The organism is Inquilinus limosus DSM 16000 (assembly GCF_000423185.1).
Taxonomy (GTDB): domain Bacteria; phylum Pseudomonadota; class Alphaproteobacteria; order DSM-16000; family Inquilinaceae; genus Inquilinus; species Inquilinus limosus.
This window is the reverse complement of the sequence record NZ_AUHM01000001.1, coordinates 532664-554055: the sequence shown is the minus strand read 5'-3', so window position 1 is coordinate 554055 and position 21392 is coordinate 532664. Positions and strand designations below refer to the sequence as shown.

Genomic DNA, 21392 nt, shown 5'->3' with positions numbered 1-21392 from the left:
CAGACACCCTAAAGGGGCGCCTCCAGGCGCCCTTTTTCATTGCCCGAAAAGCTACGCGCCTCGGGCCTCTAAGGAGAGAACACATGAGTGTCTTGTTCAAGGTCGGTGACCGTGTTCGCTGCATTGACGCCGAGCATGCCTTCTACGGTGCAGATCTGGCGCGCGCAGCGCTGACTCGCGGGAAGGTCTACGAGGTTACCCACGTGGGCCCCGCGCTGATCAGCGTCAGGGCGGACGATCTGGGCCGCTCCGGCGGCTGGCGTGCGGATCGCTTCGAGCTGGTCCATGAGTTCAAGGTCGGTGACCGGGTTCGCTTCACGGACAAGGTCAATCCGCACTGGTGGTTCAAGAAGGGCCAGACCGGGACCATCGTCGCGAAAAACCACACGGGCCGCTACGCGTTCGATGTGTACGCGTTCGATGTGGAGGTGGACGGCGGCGCGTACAAGAACCCCGCCCACGTCAATCCCGAGCATATCGAGCTGATCACCGAGGAGGCCCCGAAGGCGGGCACCCCGCGACCCTTCAAGGCCGGCGACAAGGTCCGCTGCATCAAGGTCAGTGACTGGGACCACCCGGGCCGCCCTGGGGACATCTTCACGGTCGAGGGCACGGCTGATAACCACCTGACCTTCGTGGAGCACCCGGACAAGCGGGGCCACTCTCCCTCCCGCTTCGAGCTGATCTCCGCGGTGGACGATCCGCACACCCTGAAGGTGGGCGACACGGTGTTCCTGAAGGACTTCGGCCCGTTCTCGAATGGGCAGCGCGCCAACACCGTGGGCGCCCTGGCCTACCGGGGAACCCCCATGGTCCGCATCCAGGAGACCGATCAGTGGTTCCCGGAGAAGGATCTTCTGAAGCCCACCACCCTCATCTATGCTCCGGGCCGCCGTGGCGGCAAAACTCTATATGAGGGGTGGGCCAAGAGCGCCGCGCGGTTCTACACGCAGCCCGCCGAGGTGCCCCATATCGTGATCCTGGATGTGGCCGCGGAGGGTGAGGAGATGAAGCTGGCGCCGGCTACCAGTCCGGTGGTCCACCCGAGCAAGGCCGACGCGGAAGCCGAGGCCGAGCGTCTGGCCAAGAAGCACCCCGGCAAGCGGTTCGTGGTGTTCGCCGCGGTCTCGTCCACGGCGCAGCCCCCGGCCAAGTTCCCGCCGATCCAGAAGAAGCGGTTCTGATCAACCCGCGAGAGGGGCGCCTTAGTGCGCCCCAATCGTCCCATTTCCAGGACCTTACAAAGCCGAGCGCCGTATGGTCCCTTTGAGGAGAGCCTTATGTGCAACCCGTTCAAGCCCGGAGACATCGTCAAGTTCAAGCGCACCAAGGAGGCCCAGGACTGGCGGCGTCGGTGGTTCCCAGACGTGGCCCGTGATGATCGCCTGTTCGTCTCGAAGGTGTCGGGAACATCGATCTTTTTCGAGGGCCGCGTGGTCGGCGCCGGTCCCGAGCACCTGACCCTCGCCGCGCGCCCTTCCGAGGCCCCGAAGGAGGAGCCGAAGGTGTACTTCGTCGCGCGCTGCCGGCCCAGCGGGAAGGGCTTCGGCATGTGCCCTCTCGGCCCGATGACCAAGGCAGAAGCCATCGCCGTGGCCGAGAGGAACGCCAAGGCCATGAACCTTCACGACCGCAAGTACGTGGTCCTCAAGGTGGCCGCCGAGGTGACCTTCGAGACCACCCACAAGACCATCGTGAAGGATATCGGCTGATGCCCGAACGGAACTTTGAGGAATTCCGGAGTCCCTGGCTACCGGCCCTGGCCGAGCTGATCCGCAGGGAGGAGCCGGGAACGGCGCTACAACACCGATACGCAACCGCCCGCCGCATGGTCGCCAACGCGCCCTGGCCGGAGCCCAAGAAGGAGACCACCAAGTGAAGATCACCACCCAGGCCCCGCCCCCGGTCCCCCAGCCGCCCCGGACGCACACCCTGGGGGGCCTGACGGATGCCCAGCTCGGGCTCATAACGGCCCTCCTGGGGCGCGCAACCAGACCCGACACCCCGGCCTGTCCGTATGAGGTTTGGGACAAGCTGGCTGTCTACTGTGATGACCTGGGCATCCCCCGCCACATCGAGGACTTCTCCGGTCTGTCGGCAACAGGGGAGGCGATGAAGAGATGAGCGCATTCAACCGTGACCGCATGGTCAACGCCCCGAGCAAGGACATCGCCTCCGGGGCAATGCTCCTCGCGAACCACCTTCAGGGTCTCCCCAAGGAGCACCAACCGCTCATCGTGGCGGCGCTGTTCAAGATCATCACCGAGGAATACCGCATTGACGGCCCGGACGTGATGACCATGGCGGCCAACGTCACCGCCACCACCCTGTTCAAGCCGAACGTGGCCTTCGAGGGCCTTCGGCTGTACGTCCGCAACGAGCTTCTGGGAGGCTGATCCATGCACCTACCCACCATCATGGGCGCCGTCTCGAACGAGCGCCCCGAATGGCTGCGCCTACTGGCGCGGCTGGAGGGGATCGTCGGCAGCCCGGCAGTGTTGTCCGGGGGCGCCCTCCGTGACCTGATCCTGGGCCGCGAGGTCAAGGACCTGGACGTGTTCATGAAGGCCCCGGAAGGGGGACCGGACGAGGCTATGAGAGTGGCCGAAGCGGTCGCGGAGACGCTGGGCTATGAACTCGGCGTAGTCCTCCACGGCGAGGAGTACATGGCGTGGGCCAAGGGCGCCCTGGTCGCTATTGCCGAGCTGTACGCGGGTAGCATCGTCGATCTGGACACCCTGGAGGTCACCCGGACGGCCCCCACGCAGGAACCACTCAACCTGATCTTCACCCGCGAAGTCCCATCCCCGCAGTCCATGGCCGAGCGGAACGACTTCGGTATCTGTCAAGTCGCACTTGACATCCGATGGGCGTTCCAGACCCCGGCCTTCGACAAGGACGTGGCGAACAGCACCTTCACGTTCCTCAAGGATGCCGATCAGTGGCCCCGTTCAGAGCGCCGATGGAAGCGCCTTCGGGAGAAGTACCCGACCTATACGCTGGTCGGTGAGCCTGACCCGGAGGAGATCGGCTGATGTTCGGCCGCCGCAAGTCCGACCCGAAGTACCGCATCGTCCGGTACAAAGAAGGCTTTTGCGTCCAGCGCAGCCTTGGGCGCTTCTTTGGCGAGATCGAGTGGCACACCGTGGAGTACCGATCAACCCTTGCCTCCGCGCAGCAGGCCCTTGACGAGCATGTCCGGCATCGCGCGCTGCGCGCTCAATGGGATCGCCTGAACGACGGCCGGGGCCTTCTCTACGACGAGCACGGCCGGCCCATCAACTGACCCCCTAAGGGCCGCCTGAAGATCCCCTAAACGGGCGGCCCGTCTCCCTATCGTCCCACATCCGAGAGGATCATACGAATGTCCGCGCTTTCCCGCGCCTTGGACCACTGGCAGGCGGGCCGCTCCATCCCACTCACCCTCGCTCAGGAGCTGGTGGAGGAGGGCTACGACCCCGGCCAGCTCCAGCGTTTCCACCGAAAGATATCCCCCACTTGGCATACGCTGACAAGAAGTCCCTCCCCAAGTTCAACTCCTGCCGTCTGACCGCTGTCTGGCCGAAGCTGGACAAGCCGGACTACGGCACGAAACAGTTCCCGGACGCGGACGGCAAGTTCAAGACCCGCGGCCGGGGCCGGCTGGATGACCCGAACATCCAGGCCATGATCAAGAAGCTGGAACCCCTGCACGCGCAGGCCGTGGAGGCCGCCGAGGAGGCGTTCAAGCAGCTCAAGGTCGAGACCCGGAAGAAGCTCGGGAAGATCACCGTCAACCCGCTCTACTCGACCATCTACGATCCCGAGACCGAGGAGCCCACGGGCGAAATCGAGTTCTCGTTCTCCCGCCGGGCCTCGGGCGAGTTCAAGAAGGGCCCCCGAGCCGGCCAGCGGTGGAACCACAAGCTCGCGGTCTTCGACGCCCGCGGCAAGCTGATGGTCAAGGTCCCGGAAATCTGGTCCGGCTCCATCATCAAGGTCCAGTTCACCGCCGAGCCCTACTTCATCCCCGGAACGGGCGCCTGCGGGCTCCGCCTGGGCCTCGAAGCGGCGCAGCTTATCGAGCTGGTGCAGGGCGGCGAACGCTCGGCCAAGTCCTTCGGCTTCGGCGAGGAGGACGGCTATACACATGATGACAGCGCGGTCGAGGATGAGGCCCCCGAGGAGGGCTTCGGCGACGAGACCGGCGCCACCGATGATGCGTCCTCGGGCGATTTCTAAAGATGCCCGCCGCCAAGAAGCTCACCCAGCAGGAGGCGGCGCTCCTGCATGGCTTCCGTAGCGGCCTCGAAGAAGATATTGCCGCTTTCCTGAAACAGGAAGGCGTTGCGTTCGACTACGAGGCCGTCGTAATCCCGTACACCAAGCCGGAGAAAAAGCACAAGTACACGCCGGATTGGTTCCTTCACAACGGCATCATCCTTGAGAGCAAGGGTCGGTGGACGACTGATGATCGTCAGAAGATGGCGCTGGTCAAGTCCCAGTACCCCGAACTCGATATCCGGATGGTGTTCTCCAACCCCAACGCTCGCATCAGCAAGGCATCCCAGACCACCTATGCGATGGTCTGCATGAAGCTGGGCATCCCGTTCGCGGCCAAGAAGCCCCCTCTGGCGTGGCTTAAGGAGCCCCCGAACAAGAAGTCCCTGGCTGTCATTATGGAGCTGCTGAAGCCCTCCAAGGGGGGCCGGAAGTGAGCCGTAAGATTGACCTTCTGGTGGCCCATTGCAGCGCCACCAAGCCCGCCCAGGACATCGGCGCCGAGGAGATCCGCGCGATGCACCGGAAGCTGGGCTGGTTCGACATCGGCTATAACTTCGTCATCCGCCGCAATGGCGTGATCGAGGACGGGCGGCCCATCGACAAGGTCCCTGCCCACATTGGCGACTGCGGTCCCGGCATGAACGCCCGGTCAATCGGCGTCTGCATGGTGGGCGGCGTGGACAGCCGAGGCGCCCCCGCGGCCAACTTCACGGAGGCCCAGTTCGACAGCCTTCGGTGGCACCTGAAGGAGCTGGCGCGCCGCTACGGCATCTCCGACGACAACATCATGGGCCACAACGACGTGATCCGCCTCGCCCGCCTCGGGCACTGGGGCAAGCGCGTCATGGCCCCCGCGAAGGCATGCCCTTCGTTCGTCTTCCGCCACTGGTGGGAGACCGGCGAGGTGGTGCCGTTCAAGTAACCACAGGAGACCCCCGTGATCACCCAAGAGATGCTTGGTAACGCTTTCTCCCTCGGCTTCCTCGTGGGGATGGTCGCAGGGGCGTTCCTCTTTGGACTGTCTTACTGGGCAGCCACCCGATGATGCACTTCATCCTGACCGTTTTAGCCGTGTTCTCTGCGGGCGTGGTCGGCAGTGTCGTGACCACAGCCGTGGCCGCTGCGACCCACCCGGCCATGGTCCTCATTGGCGTCCCTATCACTGTGGTGGGGATGCTCGGGACCGTTGCCGCAATGACGCGCGACTGACCCTCTAACCCACTCCTTGCGCGGCCCCTGAGGTTCACCCCTCGGGGGCCAATGCGCGCCTCTCCAAGAGACAAGGAACCCCTATGGCCCAGAAAGCCTCCCTCCTTTCCCACTTCCTCGCCGGAAAGACGATCACCCAGCTCGAAGCCCGGCAGGTTTACCGCATCGAACGGCTGGCCTCCCGCGTGGAGGAGCTGCGCAAGGATGGCCACGACATCGTTGCGGTCATGAAGACCGATGAGACGGGCCACCGCTACGCCGAATACTCGCTCGTGAAGCGGGGCAAGCACGGACAGCGCCGTAAGGTGGCCTGATGGTCCCCGTTACGGTCCTCCTTACGCTGGTCCTGAAGGCCAACAAGGCCGCCATGACCACCACCCAAATCCCGTTCGAGGATGAGGAGGCCGCGCTCAAGGCGGTGGAGGTGATCCGAGCAACACACGGCGAGGACTTCATCGTCACCACGGCACTCCTCCACGAAATGACCGCCGATGCTGTGGCGTGAGTACTTCTCTGGGGCTGCCCTTTGGGTGGCCCTTTTCGTCCTCCTCATCACCCTCATCTAGGAGATCCCCATGATCTTCGGAATGACGAATACCGAGCGGTCATACCGGGAGCAGCTCCGCAGGCAGCAGCGGAGGAAGTGGCGCTCTTGGTTCGCATGGCGGCCGGTTCAACTCACCAACGGCCGCTACGCATGGCTCCAAACTGTCGAGACGGCAATGGTCTGGAGCAATTTCTGGGCGCGCGACATTCGCCGCTACCGCCTACTGCGTGACTGAGCAGAGCCGGGAGGAGAGCACCCTGATCAGCAAGGGGCCGTGCGATGCGTGCGGCTCCTCTGACGCCTGTGCCGTGTACTCGGACGGCCACAGCTATTGCTTCTCCTGCGACACCTACACCCCCGGAGAGGGCGCGCGAGATGCCGCCCCGCGGGAGCCCGCAAAGGGTGAATTCCGCCCTGTGCGGGGCGAGTATCAGCCGCTAGGTAAGCGGCGCCTGACCGAGGAGACCTGCCGCAAGTGGGGCTACACGGTCGGGGAGTACCGCGGGCAGATCGTCCAGATCGCCACCAGCCGCGACGACACCGGCCGCCCCATCGGGCAGAAGATCCGGTTCGCTGACAAGACATTCGAGAGCCTCGGCGCCTACACCGACCGCTTCTACGGACAGCACCTCTGGGGTGGTGGTGGAAAGCGGGTGACGGTCACCGAGGGAGAGCTAGACGCCCTGTCCGTTTCCCAGGCCCAGGGCAATAAGTGGCCGGTGGTGAGTGTACCGAGCGGCGCAAAGGGGGCCGCCAAGGTATTCCGGAAGCAGATCCAATGGCTGGAGAGCTTCGATGAAGTCGTCCTGATGTTCGACCAGGACGAGCACGGTCAGGGCGCCGCCGCTGAGTGCGCCCAGCTTCTCTCGCCCGGCAAGGCGAAGATCGCCATTCTGCCGCTCAAGGACGCCTCGGACATGCTCCAGGCGGGCCGCGATGACGAGATTATCAAGGCCATCTGGAACGCCAAGCCGTACCGCCCCGATGGTATCCTGAACGGGAACGAGCTGTGGGAGCTGGTGTCCGCCGAGGACAACACCCCGAGCGTCCCGTACCCATGGGACCTCCCGTTGAACAACATGACCCTAGGCCTCCGCCGCGGGGAGTTGGTCACCCTGACCGCAGGCTCGGGCATCGGCAAGAGCGCCATAGCCACGGAGATTGGCTACCACCTTCACAGCCTCGGCGAGACGGTCGGATGGCTGAAGCTGGAGGAGCCGGTCAAGCGGACGGCCCTGGGCATCCTAGGGCTGCACCTCAACAAGCCCGTTCACCTGTCCCGTGAAGGGGTCTCTCAGGTGGACCTACGCCGCGCCTACGATGCCACCCTCGGCACCGGCCGGATGTACCTCTATGACCACTTCGGCTCAACCGAGCTGGACAACATCCTGGCACGCATCCGGTTCATGGCCGTGAGCTGCGGTTGTGGGTGGATCATTCTCGACCACCTGTCGATCCTCATATCAGGCATGGAGGACGGCGACGAACGCCGCTTGATAGACAACGCGATGACGGCCCTGGTCACGCTGGCCAAGGAGCTGAACATCGGCCTGATCCTCATCAGTCACCTGAAGCGTCCGAGCGGCGATAAGGGGCATGAGGAGGGCGCCGTCACCAGCCTGTCCCAGCTTCGCGGTAGCCATGCCATCGCCCAGCTATCGGACATGGTCATCGGCGTGGAGCGGAACCAGCAAGGCGAGAACCCAAACGTGTCCGTGCTGCGGATCTTGAAGAACCGCTGGACGGGCGAGACGGGCATCGCCGGGCACCTGAACTACGACCGGGAGACCGGCCGCCTCGTAGCCATCCCGCCCGAGCTGGCGGAAGGCCCGACCTTCACGGACGCGAACGGCGACACTTTCGAGGGCGAGATGCCCTTCTGATCCACCTGTCAAGTCAACTTGACATGACCCTTAAGGGGCGTCTTCGGGCGCCCCTTTTCTGTCACTCCCACGAGAGGACGAATGCAAGCATCCCAACCACCGCCGGAACACTTCGGCAAGATGGCATCCATACGATCCCTTAGCGATGCCATTCAGCGGGCAAAGGAACGGCTCGCCAAGAACCCGAGCCCGGATACCGCCCTGGAGATCCAGCGGCTACAAACCCAGCGGGCCGAACTGCGGGGGACCATGCCGCCCCTGAGGGCGGTGCGGTGACGAGCGTTCCTCTACGTCCCCTCCCGCAGCACCTGACGTTCAACCTGGAAGACTACTCCCCAGGCGAGGCGTTCTTCGCGGACACCGAGACGAACGGCCTCTACGACACCGTGACCAAGATGCACAGCTTGGTCCTGATCGACATGGTGAACGGGGCTGTCATCTCTTGCGCTGACCAGCCGGGCTACGTCCCGATCCGGACGGGCCTGGACATGCTGGCCAAGGCGAAGCTGATCGTCGGCCAGAACTGGATACGGTATGACGACCCGGTCATCCGCAAGCTGTACCCCGAATGGGACACCCAGGCGGTGGTCCGGGACACCCTCGTTCTCTCACGCCTCATCTGGGGCGACCTCCGGGAGATCGACGCGACGAACCGGAAGAAGGCCCTGGCCCGAGGCGCCGTCTACGCGCTCCCCGGCCCCCTCACAGGGCAGCACGGACTGGAAGCCTGGGGATACCGCCTGGGGCTCCGGAAGGGCGATTACGGGAAGCAAGAGAACGCCTGGGAGACCTGGAACGAGGCCATGCAGACCTACTGTGTGGGCGACGTGAGGGTCACCGAAAAGTTCTGGAACCTCATCATCTCCCGCAAGCCGTCCCTGGCCGCGGTCGAGATGGAACACGAGTTCGCGGAGATCCTGGCCTATCAGGAGCGCCGAGGCTTCCGGTTCGATGAGGCCAAGGCCCAGGAGCTTTACGCTACCCTTGTGCGCCGCCGCTCCGAGCTGAAGCGGGAGCTGGAGGGCGCTATCCGCCCTTGGTACGTGAGCGAGGGCGAGGTCACCCCGAAGAAGTCCCGCCGCGTCAAGCGTCCCGATCTGGGCACCCGCATGGTCCCCGTGAAGAAGCGTGGGAAGGTCGCCTGGGAGGCCCAGCCGGTCACCGAGGAGTACACCGAGGGCGTCCCCTACACCAAGGTTTCCCTCCGCGAGTTCAACCCGTCGTCCCGCCAGCAAGTCGCCGATAGGCTGATCACGCTGTACGGCTGGGAGCCCGATGAGTTCACCCCAGACGGGCACCCTAAGGTTGACGAAACGGTTCTCGAAAAGCTGCCCTACGATCTGGCGCCGCTGCTGACCGAGTTCTTCACGGTCGAGAAGCGCATTGGCCAGCTCGCGGAAGGGGAGCAAGCGTGGCTCCGTCTGGTTCGCAACGGGCGCATCTACGGCTCCGTCAACACCATCGGAGCGGTTACCCGGCGCTGCACCCATAGCAATCCCAACGTGGCTCAGGTGCCGAGCGTTACGGCTCCCTACGGCGCCGAGTGCCGAGCCCTGTTCATCCCGACTGAGGGGTGGTTCCAGGTAGGCGCTGACGCCTCCGGGCTGGAGCTGCGGTGCCTCGCCCACTTCCTACACCGCTACGACGGCGGTGTGTACGGGAAGATCCTGTTAGAGGGCGATGTCCACTGGGCGAACGCCTGTGCCATGGGCCTAGTGAGCGGCGATAGAGACCCCGAGAACAAGCGCCACAAGATCATCCGCGAGGGTGTCAAGAGGTGGTTCTATGGGTTCCTGTACGGCTCTGGGGACCTGAAGGCCGGCAAGATCCTACAAGACATCCTGACCGACCTGAAGAAGTTCGGGCTGCCTTACGAGGACCTGAAGGAGAAGTTCTTCGGGGACGTTGAGGTGCCCGGAGAGGAGCTTCTGAAGAAGGTCGGAGGGAAACTTAAGCGGAACTTCCTGTCCAAGACGCCGGCTCTGAAGAAGCTCATCGAAGCTGTCCAGAGCAAGGCCAAGGCACAGGGCTACATCATGGCCCTTGATGGGCAGGCCCTGAAGATCCGCTCGGCGCATGCCGCACTGAACACGCTTCTGCAATCCGCAGGGGCGCTGGTGGTCAAGAAGGCCACCGTCATCGTCCACCGCATCCTCGCCCAAGAAGGGCTCGTCCGTGGGGAAGACTTCGCCATGGTCGCGCACATTCATGACGAGATGCAATTTGAGGCCCGTACAGAGGAGATTGCCGATCGTGTCGGTAAAGCAGCAGTACAAGCCCTATCCGAGGCCGGCGATCACTTCCGGTTCCGCGTCCGGATCGATGGGGAATTCAAGGTCGGGAGGTCGTGGCTTGACACGCACTGAGGTGTCCATTGTCGCGGTTCTTGACCGGGCCATCAAGGCCAGCTTCTCCGTGAAGTCCGACTTCGCGCGAGCCAACGCCGCCACGGTCGCGGCCTGTGCGAGCGAAGGATACCTCACCACCCGCGAGGCCACCGGCCTCTACACCCGTCAATGGATGATCACCTCCGAGGGCGTCAAGCACTGGAGGCGCATGAAGGAGGCCAACCGTGCGTGATCGGAACGCCCTCTACAGGGACTATTCCGCCGCCCTGGACGACCTCTATGAGGCCCGCCTAGGGGGCAGCCCGGCCGAGATCCGGGAAGCCGAGGAGGCGGTAAAGGAGGCGGGGCGGAAGCTGGACCTCTACGACATGATGGTGGGGGGCCATGCCTGAAAAGCGTACCATCCTCGTGGACGGCGACATACTTGTGTACCAGTCCGCCCAGCAGAACGAGCACCCCATACACTGGGGTGACGGGCTTTGGACGCTGCACGGCGAGGAGCACCCCGCGGTGGACATGCTCAACTCGCAGATCTTCGGCCTCCAGGAGAAGCTTGGGGCCGATGAGGTGGCCATTGCGCTGACCGATGAGGTGAACTGGCGGAAGGCCATCCTGCCCACCTACAAGAGCAACCGGGCGGACAAGCGGAAGCCGATGCTGATCCCGGCCCTTCGCGCCTACCTGGAGAGCCCCGAGTTCAAGGGCGCCAAGGTGTACCGCAAGCCGACCCTTGAAGGGGACGACGTGCTGGGCATCCTGGCGACGCACAAGAAGGCCATCCCCGGCGAGAAGATCATCGTGTCCCTTGACAAGGACATGAAGACCATTCCCGGCCTCCACTACAACCAAGGGAAGTCGCATCTCGGGATCTTCGAGGTGACCCCTAAGGAGGCCGATGAGTGGCACATGATCCAGACCCTCGCGGGGGACCAGACGGACGGCTACTCGGGCTGCCCGGGGGTCGGCATGGAGAAGGCCCAGAAGTACGTGCGGGAGCGGGCCATGGCCACGCTTCTCCCCAGGGAGATCACAAGGGGCCCCCGTAAGGGGCAGGTAGTTACCGAACCCCAGATCGTCTACGCCGACCCGTCCGTGCCTCTCTGGAGCATTGTGGTGTCTCACTACGAGGCGGCCGGGCTGACCGAGGAGGACGCCCTAGTGCAGGCCCGTGTGGCCCGCATCTGCCGGAACACGGATTACGACTACGAACGCAAGGAGGTGAAACTTTGGAACCCGTGACTTTCCCGTTCCGGCGGGGCGACCTTGTTCGTTGCGTGGCCAGAGGCATATGGGAGCGCGATCTGACTGAGGGGCACATCTACTATGTCTTAAAGACGTACCCCCGGGAAAACCGGATCAAGGTTATTGCTGACCGCGGCATGGATATCAACCCGGATGCGGATCGCTTTGTGAAGGCCGGCCCTGGGGCGGTGGACAAGATCCCTCCCGGAAACCGTGAGCAAGCCTCCCGTTACGTACCCGGCGAACGTCAGGCCGTCCCCCAGGTTGCTCCTATGGCAACCCAGGTGGGTGGCTCTCACTACACCGACATGCCGATCCAGCCGCTCGACTACATCATGGCCAACGGCATCCCGTTCCCCGAGGGCAACGTCATCAAGTACGTGTCCAGGTGGCGCAAGAAGGGCGGCATCCAGGACCTCAAGAAGGCGCGCGACATGCTCGATAAGCTGATTGCCTTCGAGGAGAAGAAGGGCGCGCCGGTCGCCTAACCCACTGTCCCGGCGGGGAATTTTCCAAACCCTACCGTTAGCCCCCGCCGGGGTTCCCTTCATCAATTATCTTAGGAGGGTGAATGGACGATTGTCCCCTCATCGATAAGAACCTTATCAACTGGTTGAATAAGGTCTTCCCATTGAGGGCGCCCGAACCGGGAACCCCTTTGGACCAGATCATGTACGATGCTGGAAGGCGCAGACTGATCGACCAGCTCTCCGAGATCCAGAAGATCCAGGAGGCGGATCATGTGCTTTCCTAGCCCCCAGGTGAAGAAGCCGGACGTGAAGCCACTTCCGGCCCCTGAGGAGACCGCCAAGAACCTTGAGGTGGACCAGTCCCCGCAGAACCGAACGGCTGACGCCAATCGGCGCGGTCGGGCGTCCCTCAGGATCGACCTTACGCGGCCCAATCCGGGCACCCGACCGGGCCTTCAAATTCCCCAATAGTGAACCCGGAAACCATTGCTGGTCGCTACGGCACACTGGAAGCTGACAGGCTCCCCTTCTTGGAGCGTGCCTACACCTGTGCCGAGCTGACCATCCCCTCCCTGCTGCCGCGAGCCGGCACCACGGCAGGGGCCACATTGTACGAACCCTGGCAGAGCGTTGGCGCGCGTGGCGTCAATCATCTCGCCAATCGGTTCCATACCGTCGTCCTCCCCGCTAACGCCCCCTTCTTCCGGCTCAAGCCGGACATGGGCCGGGTCGAGCGAATGACCCCAGACGAGCGCGCCAAGGCTGAAGTTGAGAAGGCCCTCTCGGTTCTGGAACAGCGGGTGAAGGACAATATCGAAGGAGCGGAGGTCCGCGGGACCGCCTTGGAGGCGATGAAGCATCTCCTGGTGGCCGGCAACTTCCTCTGTTACGCGCCTCCTGAAGGGGGCCTGAAAGGTTTCCGACTGGACCGGTACGTGGTCCGTCGTGATGATATGGGCAACCTGCTGGAGCTGATCGTCAAGGAGACGGTCGCACCCGAAGTGGTCCCTCCGGAGATCCGGAAGGCGGCCCCCGTGATGCCCCTGTCCTCGGCCAAGCCCAAGGCTGGCAAGACGGAACAGCTCGACCTCTACACCCGCGTATGGCGCAACGGCAATCACTACCGGGTGGAGCAGGAGGTCAATGGCCATATCATCGAAAGCTCCCGAGGGAGCTATCCGTTGGACGCCCTCCCGTGGTTCCCGCTCCGCCTCGTTAAGGTGGACGGTGAGGACTATTCCCGCTCCCATGTCGAGGAATACCTCGGTGACCTCCGCTCGCTGGAGAACCTGAGCAAGGCCATCGTGGAGGGCGTCGCGGCCCTGGCAAAGCTGATCATCCTCGTGAACCCCTCGGGGGTCACCACGGTCAAGACCATCAAGGACGCCAAGAACGGCGATGTCCGCTCTGGCCGCGCTGACGACGTGTCCATGGTCCAGGCCGATGGGAAGGCCGTAGACTTCCGGGTGGCCAAGGAGCTGGCCGGAGAGATCGAGAACCGCCTCGCCTACGCCTTCCTCCTCAACAGCGCGATCCAGCGTAGTGGGGAGCGCGTCACGGCCGAGGAGATCCGGTTCATGGCCGGCGAGTTGGAGCAGGCCCAAGGCGGCGCCTACTCCATGCTGGCCACGGAGTTCCAGCTGCCGCTGGTCAACGTTGTGATCCGCAGGATGAAGTCCAAGGGGGACTTCCCGCGGCTCCCTAAGGGCCTCGTTAAGCCGCTCATCGTGACCGGCCTTGACGCCCTTGGTCGAAGCGCGGACTTCATCCGCCTGAACGAGTTCCTTGACTTCGCTGCGAAGGTGGTCCCGCCGGACCAGCTCCCGCTGTACCTGAACGTCCCTGACGCGCTCAACCGAGGCGCGGCAGGCATCGGGATCGACACGGGCGGGCTGATCAACACCCAAGAGCAAATCCAGGCCGCCATGCAGCAACAGCAGCTCCAGGAAGCCGCGCAAGCCGCGGTACCGGGGGCGATGCAGATCGCTCGGGACCAGATGGCCCCGGACGCCACTGCGCCTCAGTAACCACCACACACACAGGAGAACCCATGGCGAGAGCCCCACGCTCCAAGACCCCGGAGCTGGTCGAGGGGAGCCTTCCCGAGTTCCAGGCGAACGTCGTCCAGCCGGCCGATCCGACCCCGTTCAACATGAATGGCGCCGTAACCCTGAACGATGACGGCAGCATTTCGGTGGCGGGCGTGAACGTCCACCGGGCGGTTTCCCCCGCCGAAATCGCGGGCTACATCCCGACCGGGACCGTCCTTCCGGGCGGTGGTAAGGTGCGCCAGTCGTGACCGATACCGCCGCAATCACCGCAGAACAGGTCGCGGCGGCAGGCATCCAGCTTGCACCCGGCCAGAACCCGGACGGCAGCTTCAAGGCCGCCCCCCCGGAGAACCAGCAGGCCCCCGCGGCAGAGCGCCCGGCCGGCCTCCCGGAGAAGTTCAAGACCGTGGATGACCTGATCAAGGCATACGCGGAGCTGGAGAAGAAGCAGGGCGCCCAGCCGGCCCCCAAGGCCGACGATGGGGTTACCCCCCAGGTGGCCCAGAAGGAGCAGTCCCAGGAGCCGGCTGAGGAGGCCATCAAGGCCCAGGAGAAGGCCGCCCAGGATGCGGGCGTGGACATGGCCCACTATGAGGCCAAGTTCCGTGAGCAGGGCGGCAAGTTCACCGAGGCCGACTACGCTGAGCTGAAGGCCAAGGGCCTCTCGCAGGAGACCGTGGACGCCTATATCGAGGGCCGCAAGGCCGTCGCCACGGCGCGCGCGCAGGAGATCCTGAACCACATTGGCGGCGAGGAAGCCTTCAACGCCCTGAACGCCTGGGCCACGTCCGAGGAAAGCGGTGTCACCGATGCCGAGATCGAGGCCGTGAACAAGGCGCTCCAGGCCGGCGGCGCCCAGGCGAAGCTTGCTCTGGACGCCCTCAAGGCCCGCATGACGGCCGCCGAAGGGAGCAACCCGAAGCTCCTGGGCGGGAAGCAGCCAACCACCGCTGCGGGGGACGTGTTTAACTCCCTCCAGGAACAGGTCGTTGCTCAGTCCGATCCGCGCTACGCGACCGATCCGGCCTATCAGGCCCAGGTCATCGCGAAGATCGAGCGGAGCATCGCCGCCGGGAAGTACTGATCGATGGCCCGGCGGTTCCGTGCATGGACGCTGGTGGGCTGGCTGCTGTTCGTCAACGTCCTTGAGGACCGCCGCCTCCGCCTGTCCCCCAAGAAGATCGGAGAGTGGGTGATCCTCGCTCTGGTCATCTACTCCGTCCTGTCAGGGCGCGACAACGTCCTGATATCCCTCCTGTCTTTGATCACGGGGTGAGCCAATGGATAAGGAAAAATGGTTGGCGGAAGTAATCAAGACCGCTGACCGGCTGGCCCGGCGCATGGGCCACAGGTTCATCCCTGACCCGGAGAAGCTTCGGGAGGTGCCCCGCTGATGCTGGACCAGTTCAAGCTCTATGGGGCCATCGTTGTGGTGGCCCTTTTCGTGGCCCTTGGAGGGGCCGTGAAGATCCTCTGGGACAGGAACGCCGATCTGAAGGCCGAGCTGGCCGTCAAGGAGGCCGCGCTAATTGCGCGAGATGAAGCCCTCGCGGCTGTCGAGAAGGTGGCCCAAGAGGCCGCTGAACGGGCCGCGTCCCTGCAACCCCTTAGAGAGGAGATCAACCGTGCCCCTGAAGGTGGCGCTGTTGGTCCCGCTACTCGCGCTGCTGTTGACGGCTTGCGCCGCCTCCGAGCCGGTGGTGGTGATCCCGGACAGCCTTAGATACTGCGCCGAGGAGCCTGTCATCCCTGGCCTTGTTGATGACAAGTCCGTCGCGCACCTCTTGCTCGACTACCGTGAAGCGTGGGCGGACTGCAAGTCCAAGCACGGCGCGGTGGTCGGGCTTGCTGTCAAGCCAACTTGACATGAGATCGTAGCTGGGCATCCGACGTTACAGGATGCCCGTTTTCCCCCGTAGCTCAGTTGGTAGAGCACCCGACTGTTAATCGGAAGGTCCCAGGTTCGAGCCCTGGCGGGGGAGCCATCCCCGTGGTGTAAGGTAACATGCCGGTCTCCAAAACCGTGCGATCCGGGTTCAAGTCCCGGCGGTGGTGCCAACCCTTGTTGAGATCCTGAGAGAGTGACATTGCGCTGCGTTCTTAGCGCCCGGAACAGGGCCATACGCGGCAATCACGGGAAACCGTCTATCTACACGAACGACTTGGCCCCGCAAGGGTGCCCTGAGGGGTGCCCTTATGGGACAACCTCGTTCGGCCGTGTGGAGAGCGTGAGGACCGTACACCCTCCCAATCTCTGCAAGGAAATTCAGCAAAATGGCTGACAATACCGTTACCCGCCTTGGCCAGAACAACGGCTCGGGCGATCCGCTGGCGCTGTTCCTGAAGGTCTTCTCGGGCGAAGTCCTGGCGACCTTCAACCGCACCAACGTCTTCATGCCGCTGACCTACGTCCGCTCCATCGCCTCGGGCAAGAGCGCCACGTTCCCGGTCATCGGTCAGGCCACCTCGGGCTACCACACTCCGGGCGCCGAGCTGACCGGTAGCGCCATCCCGGTGTCCGAGAGGGTCATCAACCTGGACGGCATGCTCATCTCGCACGTCACGATCGCCGAGATCGATGAGCTGATGAACCACTACGATGTCCGGGGCCAGTTCTCGCAGGAGCTGGGCGCACGTCTGGCGCGTGATCTGGACGACACCAAGGCCCGCGTGCTGGTCAACACGGCCCGCGCCGCGGCCGTCATCACCGGCCAGCCGGGCGGCGCCCAGATCGAGGACGCCACCTATCTGACCGACAGCGAGGCCCTGGCGGCCGGCATCTTCGATGCGGCTGCCGTTCTGGACAGCAAGAACGTTCCGGAGGACGACCGCTACGCGGCCTTCCGCCCGGTCCAGTACTACGGTCTGGTGTCCAAGACGGACAAGATGATCAACCGCGACTTCGGCGGCTCGGGCATGTACGCCGAGGGCAAGGTGCTGAAGGCCGCGGGCATCAGCATCGTGAAGTCCAACGCGGTCCCGAGCACCAACGTCACCGGTGGTGCCCAGTCGATCTACAACGGCGACTTCAGCAACACCGCCGGTATCGTCTGGCACAAGTCGGCTGCCGGCACCCTGAAGCTGCTGGACGTGAAGTCCGAGGCCGTCTGGGAGACCCGCCGGCAGAGCTGGCTGATGCTGGCGAAGACCGCCGTGGGCCATGGCGTGCTTCGTCCGGAAGCCGCGGTCGAGCTGACCACGGACGATGGCGTGGCGTAAGGCCAGCCTGAACTGACCCTTGGGGGAGTGTGAGCAATCGCTCCGCTCCCCCTTTTTTTCGTCCCCAACAACGGAGGCTGAATGGCCCTTCTTTACGACTTGCAGACCGAGCTTGGGGCGGTAAACGAAATGCTCGCCTCAATCAGCTCGTCCCCTGTGGATCGGCTGGTGGGCGATGAAGTTCCGCCCGATGCGACTGCCGCGCACAAGGTCCTCCTGGACACGATGCGCTCCTTCCAGAACTCCCCTGAGGGTTGGTACTGGAACACTGAAACGATGGACCTTCAGCCGGCCGTTCCGAGCGGTGAGGTCCTGATACCCCTGAACACCCTCAAGGTGGCCGCCTGTGATCCCCGCTACGTGGCCCGAGGGAACCGGCTCTACGACACCAAGGACCATACCTACGCCATTGGGAGGGCCGTAACGGTCACCCTCACGTTCCTCTTGGGGTTCGAGGACATGCCCAACGCTGCGCGCGAATTCGTGGCCCTGAAGGCCAAGCGCGTGTTCCAGGCGAATGAGCAGGGCAATAACGCCACCATTTCGCGCCCCGATGAGGACGAGCTGAGGGCCTTTGCCGCGGTCCTGAACGAGCACGCGGAGGTGATCCAGGCGAACGTGGTCGGGGGCTGGCACAGCGTCCGCGCTGACTTCCGCGGGGCTTTCCGATGAGACTGCGTCAACAGCAGATACCCAACTTCATCTCGGGGATATCCCAGCAGCCCCAGATCCTCCGTTCGGCCACGCAACTGGAGGTCGGCGACAATGTCCTGTCAAGTCCACTTGACGGGCTCGGTAGGCGCCCTCCGAGCGAGTTCGTGGCGAAGGTCAGTGACACAGCCTTGGGCAATGTCCTCTGGCACCTCATTGACCGGGACGAGAACGAACGATACTTGGTGGCCTTCGGTTCGGGCTTCGTCCGGGTGTGGGACGTGAACGGCGTCGAGAAGACGGTCAACTACCCGAACGGCAATGCCTACCTGTTTGCCAGCTCTCCCGCGGACATGCTGTCTGCCTTTACCAACGCGGACTACACATTCGTGGCCAACCGCACGGTGACCGTACAGAAGTCCTCCGCGCGCAGCCCCGTTGCCCCGAACGAGCTGTTCGTGTGGGTGAGGAACGTGGCGCCGACCACCAAGTACTCCCTGACCGTAAACGGGGTGGAGCACAACCGGACCACGGACAACCTGGACGGCGAGAGCGCAGAGACGGTAACCACCGTTTGGGTGGCTTCATCACTGGCCGACGACTTCATTGGAGACGCGGCGTTCAGCGGGTGGGTCATTGAGAAGCTGGGCTCCACGATCCGCTTCGTGGCCCCCGAAGGGGTCAACTTCACGGCCTCCCACTACGCCTCGGGCGGCGACAGCGATATGGTCCTCATTAAGGGCCGCGTTCAGAACTTCTCCGACCTGCCCGCCAAGGGCCGCCCAGACCTGGTGGTTGAGGTGGCCGCGAGCGATGATCGCAAGTTCGAGAAGTACTGGGTTCGCTTTGACACCTCCACGGGCGCCACGGGCGTCTGGCGGGAAACGGTAGCCCCCAATACGGGGCTCGGAATGAACCCATCAACGATGCCCCATGCGCTGGTCCGGGAGGCGGACGGGACGTTCACCTTCAAGGAGCTTGGGTGGGTTCAGCGTCAGTGCGGCGATGAGGACACGAACCCGTGGCCCTCATTCGTTGGCCGTACCGTCTCCTACGTGACCTTCTACAGAAACCGGCTCGTGGTCCTCTCAGGAGAGAACGTGGTGATGTCCAAGGCGGGGGAGTTCTTTGACTTCTTCAAGGACAGCAACATGGAGCAGGTTGACACCGACCCTATCGACTACGCGGCGGGTTCGGGGAAGGTCTCCGACTTCTGGCACGCCTTGGAGCAGAACGAGGACCTGTTGCTGTTCTCGGAAGCGGCCCAGTACGTGGTCAAGGGATCGGACCTCCTGTCCCCCAAGACGGTCTCCATCAACACCTCTACCTCGTTCGCCATGTCCCGTCTCGTGCGGCCTGTGGCGTCGGGGAATACGATCTTCTTCACGAACACCAAGGGCTCGTTCGCGTCCCTTCAGGAGTACTACCGGGAAGGCGATACGCTCACCAACGACGCCACCGAGGTATCCGAGGCCGTTCAATCGCTCCTCCCGGCTGATGTCCGGCGAATGGCAGCGAGTGAGCCGAACAACATGGTGGTCCTCCACGCCACCAGCACGCCCAACGTCATCTACACCTACACCTACTACTGGCGCGGCCAGGAGAAGATACAGGCGGCGTGGAACCGTTGGGTGTTCGCGGAAGGGACATCGGTTCGTGCGGTCAACTGGATCGAAGGTGTCCTCCACATCGTAATGGAACACCCGAACGACGGAGTAACCTTCGAGCAAATCTACCTCCGTCCGGCGACCTTCCAGGACCAGATAGGGGCCTACCTGGACAGGCGCTGTCTCCTCTATCCGGCCATCGCAACCTACGACCCGGTCAACAACAACACCGGGTGGACGCTTCCGTACACCGAGTTCAGGCCCCTAGAGGGCAGCGTTACGGCAGGCGGGTGGGGCAGCTACAGGCCCGGCCGGAAGGTGAAGCTACACAACGGCGCCGATGGGCGCAGCGTGTGGACGGAGGGCGACCTACGCAACGTCACCCTCTATGCGGGCCTTCAGGCTCCCCAGGTGTTCGAGCCTTCCAGGCTGTTCTTCAGGGACCAGAACGGAAACTCCGTCACCGCCGACAGGACGCAGATCAACCGCTTCTTCCTGTCCTTCCAGAAGGCCGGCTATTTCCGGGTTGAGGTGACCGCCCCCAACGGGCGCGTTAGCAAGACCCCCTTCACGGCCCGTCTCGCCACCAATCCGGACTACCGGGTGGGGCAACTCAATTTCCAGGATGGGGAGCTTGGGGTGCCCGTGAAGGGCCGGAATGATGAGGTCCGCATCCGCATCATCAACGACAGCGCGTTCCCTGCCTACTTCCTGAGTGGCCGCTGGGACGGCTACGCCATCAACAAGGGAATGTGATGACCACCTATTCAACAGGGGCGCCCAGCGCCAGCGCCATCCAGGCCGTCTCCCTCCGCCTCCACCGAAGCGACAAGGAGTTCCTGGAGAGGGCCGGCTTCTCGGCCCCTTATCCAATCGTGCGGATTGCTGTCCAGCGCTCAAAGCGCGCGCGCGCAGCGTTCGCGAATGGAGAAGCGTTCTGCCTCTTTGGGGTTTCGGACGCGGGGATTAGCGACACCGGGAACGTCTGGTTCATCTGCCAGGATGACGCCTTCGAGAAGCACTTCAGGGCCATCCACAAGGGTGCCCGAGCATGGCTTCAGGTGTTTGAACGGCTCTATGCGGAACTGATCTGTATCGTCCGAACCGACAATGTCCCGCTCGTTCGTTGGCTTGAAAAGCTGGGGTTCGAGCTGGACGTTCCTTATGAGGCCCACGGCCTCCCCATGGCCCAGTTTAGGAGGTCCCGTGTGCTTTGATCCGCTGACCATTGGACTCATCACCGGAGGCGTCACCGCACTTTCCCAGGGCGCCTCGCTCATGGGCCAGCAGGCCCAGGCTGACGCCCAAAACCAGTACGCCCGAGCCCAGCGCCAAGAGGCCGTCAGGGCCGCTGGTGAGGAACAGGCACAGCTCAACCGCCGCCAGATCCAGGAGGAGCAGGCGGCCACCGAGCAACGCATCCAGGAGGGCTCCCAGTACCGTCAGGCCGCTGCTACGGCCTCCCTCAGGGCCATGGAGAGTGGCCTTGCGGGGACCGGCGTGGAGGTCCTTCTAGGGGACCTTGAGGCCGTCTATGGGCGGAACCTCGCCACCATTGACCGGAGCCTCACCAACACCACGGACCAGTTCCAGGTGCAGCGTCAGGGCATCAACGCCCAGGCCATCGCAAGGGGAACCTACCAGCGCGCCGAGGGACCAACCCTTCTCGACTATGGCCTGGCCATCGGGAAGTCGGCCGTGTCCGGCTACGACGCCTACTACCGATACAAACCCAAGGAGTAACGCATGGCCCGGCTTCTGCCCGGACTTACACCGCAGCGGGACAGCACCGTTGCCGGCGGCGGACGCCGTGAACCGCGCCTAGTCCGCACCCCGCAGCCCCAGCTCACGCCCCGCCAGATCAGCACCCCTGCCGCGGCACCTGTGGACACCTACGCGCCC

At 63.9% G+C, this 21392-nt stretch carries 29 protein-coding genes and 2 tRNA genes; all 31 read left to right on the top strand.

Translation table 11 applies throughout. The annotated features are described in order from the left end of the window. Positions 1-83 precede the first annotated feature (83 nt). The 31 genes from G537_RS0102770 to G537_RS0102605 all read left to right on the top strand — a co-directional run bounded on the left by G537_RS0102770 (position 84) and on the right by G537_RS0102605 (position 21233). Entirely contained in the window at positions 84-1184 is a 1101-nt protein-coding gene (locus G537_RS0102770; protein ID WP_026868807.1) for a hypothetical protein, read from the top strand. 96 nt (positions 1185-1280) lie between these two features. Next, entirely contained in the window at positions 1281-1712 is a 432-nt protein-coding gene (locus tag G537_RS41840) for a hypothetical protein (RefSeq protein WP_026868806.1), read from the top strand. Beyond that, positions 1712-1879, top strand: coding sequence for a hypothetical protein (locus G537_RS43445; RefSeq protein ID WP_155888469.1), 168 nt, complete (start codon positions 1712-1714; stop codon positions 1877-1879). Before G537_RS41840 ends, G537_RS43445 begins: the two co-directional genes overlap by 1 nt. Positions 1880-2120: 241 nt before the next feature. Continuing rightward, complete coding sequence (locus G537_RS0102750; protein WP_026868804.1) at positions 2121-2396, top strand: hypothetical protein; 276 nt, start codon at positions 2121-2123, stop codon at positions 2394-2396. Between the two features lie 3 nt (positions 2397-2399). Further along, positions 2400-3035 (top strand): Gabija anti-defense Gad2 family protein, encoded by a 636-nt coding sequence (locus tag G537_RS0102745; protein WP_026868803.1) that lies wholly within the window; start codon positions 2400-2402, stop codon positions 3033-3035. Continuing rightward, on the top strand, positions 3035-3286 hold the full coding sequence (locus G537_RS0102740) for a hypothetical protein (protein WP_026868802.1): 252 nt from the start codon (positions 3035-3037) through the stop codon (positions 3284-3286). Before G537_RS0102745 ends, G537_RS0102740 begins: the two co-directional genes overlap by 1 nt. Before the next feature lie 212 nt (positions 3287-3498). Further along, positions 3499-4221 carry a hypothetical protein gene (locus G537_RS36095; protein WP_051247723.1) on the top strand — a complete coding sequence of 241 codons (723 nt, stop codon included), beginning with the start codon at positions 3499-3501 and terminating at the stop codon, positions 4219-4221. A 2-nt stretch (positions 4222-4223) separates the two neighbouring features. Next, complete coding sequence (locus G537_RS0102730; protein ID WP_051247721.1) at positions 4224-4697, top strand: PDDEXK family nuclease; 474 nt, start codon at positions 4224-4226, stop codon at positions 4695-4697. After that, positions 4694-5185, top strand: a complete 492-nt coding sequence (locus G537_RS0102725; RefSeq protein ID WP_026868800.1) for an N-acetylmuramoyl-L-alanine amidase — start codon at positions 4694-4696, stop codon at positions 5183-5185. Before G537_RS0102730 ends, G537_RS0102725 begins: the two co-directional genes overlap by 4 nt. Before the next feature lie 119 nt (positions 5186-5304). Then, positions 5305-5472 carry a hypothetical protein gene (locus tag G537_RS43440; protein WP_155888467.1) on the top strand — a complete coding sequence of 56 codons (168 nt, stop codon included), beginning with the start codon at positions 5305-5307 and terminating at the stop codon, positions 5470-5472. A gap of 83 nt (positions 5473-5555) precedes the next feature. Beyond that, complete coding sequence (locus G537_RS36090; protein ID WP_034850366.1) at positions 5556-5786, top strand: helix-turn-helix domain-containing protein; 231 nt, start codon at positions 5556-5558, stop codon at positions 5784-5786. Positions 5787-5839: 53 nt separating this feature from the next. Continuing rightward, the gene (locus G537_RS0102710) at positions 5840-5977 is read left to right on the top strand and encodes a hypothetical protein (protein WP_155888466.1); all 138 of its coding nucleotides are present in this window, start codon (positions 5840-5842) and stop codon (positions 5975-5977) included. A 70-nt stretch (positions 5978-6047) separates the two neighbouring features. Then, positions 6048-6254, top strand: a complete 207-nt coding sequence (locus tag G537_RS0102705) for a hypothetical protein (RefSeq protein WP_026868798.1) — start codon at positions 6048-6050, stop codon at positions 6252-6254. 73 nt (positions 6255-6327) lie between these two features. After that, complete coding sequence (locus G537_RS0102700; protein WP_211230264.1) at positions 6328-7902, top strand: DnaB-like helicase C-terminal domain-containing protein; 1575 nt, start codon at positions 6328-6330, stop codon at positions 7900-7902. A 272-nt stretch (positions 7903-8174) separates the two neighbouring features. Then, positions 8175-10268, top strand: a complete 2094-nt coding sequence (locus G537_RS36085; protein ID WP_051247715.1) for a DNA polymerase — start codon at positions 8175-8177, stop codon at positions 10266-10268. Then, positions 10255-10482: a hypothetical protein gene (locus tag G537_RS36080; protein ID WP_064742059.1), complete on the top strand. Its 228-nt coding sequence runs from the start codon at positions 10255-10257 to the stop codon at positions 10480-10482. Before G537_RS36085 ends, G537_RS36080 begins: the two co-directional genes overlap by 14 nt. Further along, entirely contained in the window at positions 10475-10642 is a 168-nt protein-coding gene (locus tag G537_RS43435; RefSeq protein ID WP_155888465.1) for a hypothetical protein, read from the top strand. The genes G537_RS36080 and G537_RS43435 overlap by 8 nt, the downstream gene beginning before the upstream one ends. Further along, positions 10635-11489 carry a hypothetical protein gene (locus tag G537_RS0102680; RefSeq protein ID WP_026868796.1) on the top strand — a complete coding sequence of 285 codons (855 nt, stop codon included), beginning with the start codon at positions 10635-10637 and terminating at the stop codon, positions 11487-11489. Before G537_RS43435 ends, G537_RS0102680 begins: the two co-directional genes overlap by 8 nt. Next, positions 11486-11980, top strand: coding sequence for a DUF3310 domain-containing protein (locus G537_RS44610; RefSeq protein WP_245578904.1), 495 nt, complete (start codon positions 11486-11488; stop codon positions 11978-11980). The genes G537_RS0102680 and G537_RS44610 overlap by 4 nt, the downstream gene beginning before the upstream one ends. A gap of 452 nt (positions 11981-12432) precedes the next feature. Beyond that, positions 12433-13989 carry a portal protein gene (locus G537_RS36075; protein WP_281171428.1) on the top strand — a complete coding sequence of 519 codons (1557 nt, stop codon included), beginning with the start codon at positions 12433-12435 and terminating at the stop codon, positions 13987-13989. A gap of 23 nt (positions 13990-14012) precedes the next feature. Next, a complete protein-coding gene (locus G537_RS0102660; RefSeq protein ID WP_026868793.1) occupies positions 14013-14261 on the top strand; it encodes a hypothetical protein in 249 nt (82 codons plus the stop codon). Further along, complete coding sequence (locus G537_RS0102655; RefSeq protein WP_026868792.1) at positions 14258-15097, top strand: capsid assembly protein; 840 nt, start codon at positions 14258-14260, stop codon at positions 15095-15097. Before G537_RS0102660 ends, G537_RS0102655 begins: the two co-directional genes overlap by 4 nt. 3 nt (positions 15098-15100) lie before the next feature. After that, the gene (locus G537_RS0102650; RefSeq protein WP_026868791.1) at positions 15101-15289 is read left to right on the top strand and encodes a hypothetical protein; all 189 of its coding nucleotides are present in this window, start codon (positions 15101-15103) and stop codon (positions 15287-15289) included. A 349-nt stretch (positions 15290-15638) separates the two neighbouring features. Continuing rightward, complete coding sequence (locus G537_RS0102640) at positions 15639-15878, top strand: hypothetical protein (RefSeq protein WP_026868790.1); 240 nt, start codon at positions 15639-15641, stop codon at positions 15876-15878. A 44-nt stretch (positions 15879-15922) separates the two neighbouring features. Continuing rightward, positions 15923-15998: transfer RNA gene (locus G537_RS0102635), tRNA-Asn, on the top strand. Next, positions 15995-16071: transfer RNA gene (locus G537_RS0102630), tRNA-Trp, on the top strand. Before G537_RS0102635 ends, G537_RS0102630 begins: the two co-directional genes overlap by 4 nt. Positions 16072-16287: 216 nt before the next feature. After that, positions 16288-17232: a phage capsid protein gene (locus tag G537_RS0102625; protein ID WP_026868789.1), complete on the top strand. Its 945-nt coding sequence runs from the start codon at positions 16288-16290 to the stop codon at positions 17230-17232. Between the two features lie 81 nt (positions 17233-17313). Beyond that, positions 17314-17904, top strand: a complete 591-nt coding sequence (locus G537_RS0102620; protein WP_026868788.1) for a hypothetical protein — start codon at positions 17314-17316, stop codon at positions 17902-17904. Beyond that, entirely contained in the window at positions 17901-20246 is a 2346-nt protein-coding gene (locus G537_RS0102615; protein WP_026868787.1) for a phage nozzle protein, read from the top strand. The genes G537_RS0102620 and G537_RS0102615 overlap by 4 nt, the downstream gene beginning before the upstream one ends. Further along, positions 20246-20707, top strand: a complete 462-nt coding sequence (locus G537_RS0102610) for a hypothetical protein (RefSeq protein ID WP_026868786.1) — start codon at positions 20246-20248, stop codon at positions 20705-20707. Before G537_RS0102615 ends, G537_RS0102610 begins: the two co-directional genes overlap by 1 nt. Continuing rightward, positions 20697-21233: a virion core protein, T7 gp14 family gene (locus G537_RS0102605; protein ID WP_155888464.1), complete on the top strand. Its 537-nt coding sequence runs from the start codon at positions 20697-20699 to the stop codon at positions 21231-21233. The genes G537_RS0102610 and G537_RS0102605 overlap by 11 nt, the downstream gene beginning before the upstream one ends. The last annotated feature ends 159 nt before the right edge of the window (positions 21234-21392 follow it).

Coding starts and splice junctions, on each gene's coding strand:
- G537_RS0102770 (WP_026868807.1), top strand. CDS start 84: ATGAGTGTCTTGTTCAAGGTCGGTGACCGTGTTCGCTGCATTGACGCC.
- G537_RS41840 (WP_026868806.1), top strand. CDS start 1,281: ATGTGCAACCCGTTCAAGCCCGGAGACATCGTCAAGTTCAAGCGCACC.
- G537_RS43445 (WP_155888469.1), top strand. CDS start 1,712: ATGCCCGAACGGAACTTTGAGGAATTCCGGAGTCCCTGGCTACCGGCC.
- G537_RS0102750 (WP_026868804.1), top strand. CDS start 2,121: ATGAGCGCATTCAACCGTGACCGCATGGTCAACGCCCCGAGCAAGGAC.
- G537_RS0102745 (WP_026868803.1), top strand. CDS start 2,400: ATGCACCTACCCACCATCATGGGCGCCGTCTCGAACGAGCGCCCCGAA.
- G537_RS0102740 (WP_026868802.1), top strand. CDS start 3,035: ATGTTCGGCCGCCGCAAGTCCGACCCGAAGTACCGCATCGTCCGGTAC.
- G537_RS0102730 (WP_051247721.1), top strand. CDS start 4,224: ATGCCCGCCGCCAAGAAGCTCACCCAGCAGGAGGCGGCGCTCCTGCAT.
- G537_RS43440 (WP_155888467.1), top strand. CDS start 5,305: ATGATGCACTTCATCCTGACCGTTTTAGCCGTGTTCTCTGCGGGCGTG.
- G537_RS36090 (WP_034850366.1), top strand. CDS start 5,556: ATGGCCCAGAAAGCCTCCCTCCTTTCCCACTTCCTCGCCGGAAAGACG.
- G537_RS0102710 (WP_155888466.1), top strand. CDS start 5,840: ATGACCACCACCCAAATCCCGTTCGAGGATGAGGAGGCCGCGCTCAAG.
- G537_RS0102705 (WP_026868798.1), top strand. CDS start 6,048: ATGATCTTCGGAATGACGAATACCGAGCGGTCATACCGGGAGCAGCTC.
- G537_RS0102680 (WP_026868796.1), top strand. CDS start 10,635: ATGCCTGAAAAGCGTACCATCCTCGTGGACGGCGACATACTTGTGTAC.
- G537_RS0102660 (WP_026868793.1), top strand. CDS start 14,013: ATGGCGAGAGCCCCACGCTCCAAGACCCCGGAGCTGGTCGAGGGGAGC.
- G537_RS0102650 (WP_026868791.1), top strand. CDS start 15,101: ATGGCCCGGCGGTTCCGTGCATGGACGCTGGTGGGCTGGCTGCTGTTC.
- G537_RS0102625 (WP_026868789.1), top strand. CDS start 16,288: ATGGCTGACAATACCGTTACCCGCCTTGGCCAGAACAACGGCTCGGGC.
- G537_RS0102620 (WP_026868788.1), top strand. CDS start 17,314: ATGGCCCTTCTTTACGACTTGCAGACCGAGCTTGGGGCGGTAAACGAA.
- G537_RS0102615 (WP_026868787.1), top strand. CDS start 17,901: ATGAGACTGCGTCAACAGCAGATACCCAACTTCATCTCGGGGATATCC.
- G537_RS0102610 (WP_026868786.1), top strand. CDS start 20,246: ATGACCACCTATTCAACAGGGGCGCCCAGCGCCAGCGCCATCCAGGCC.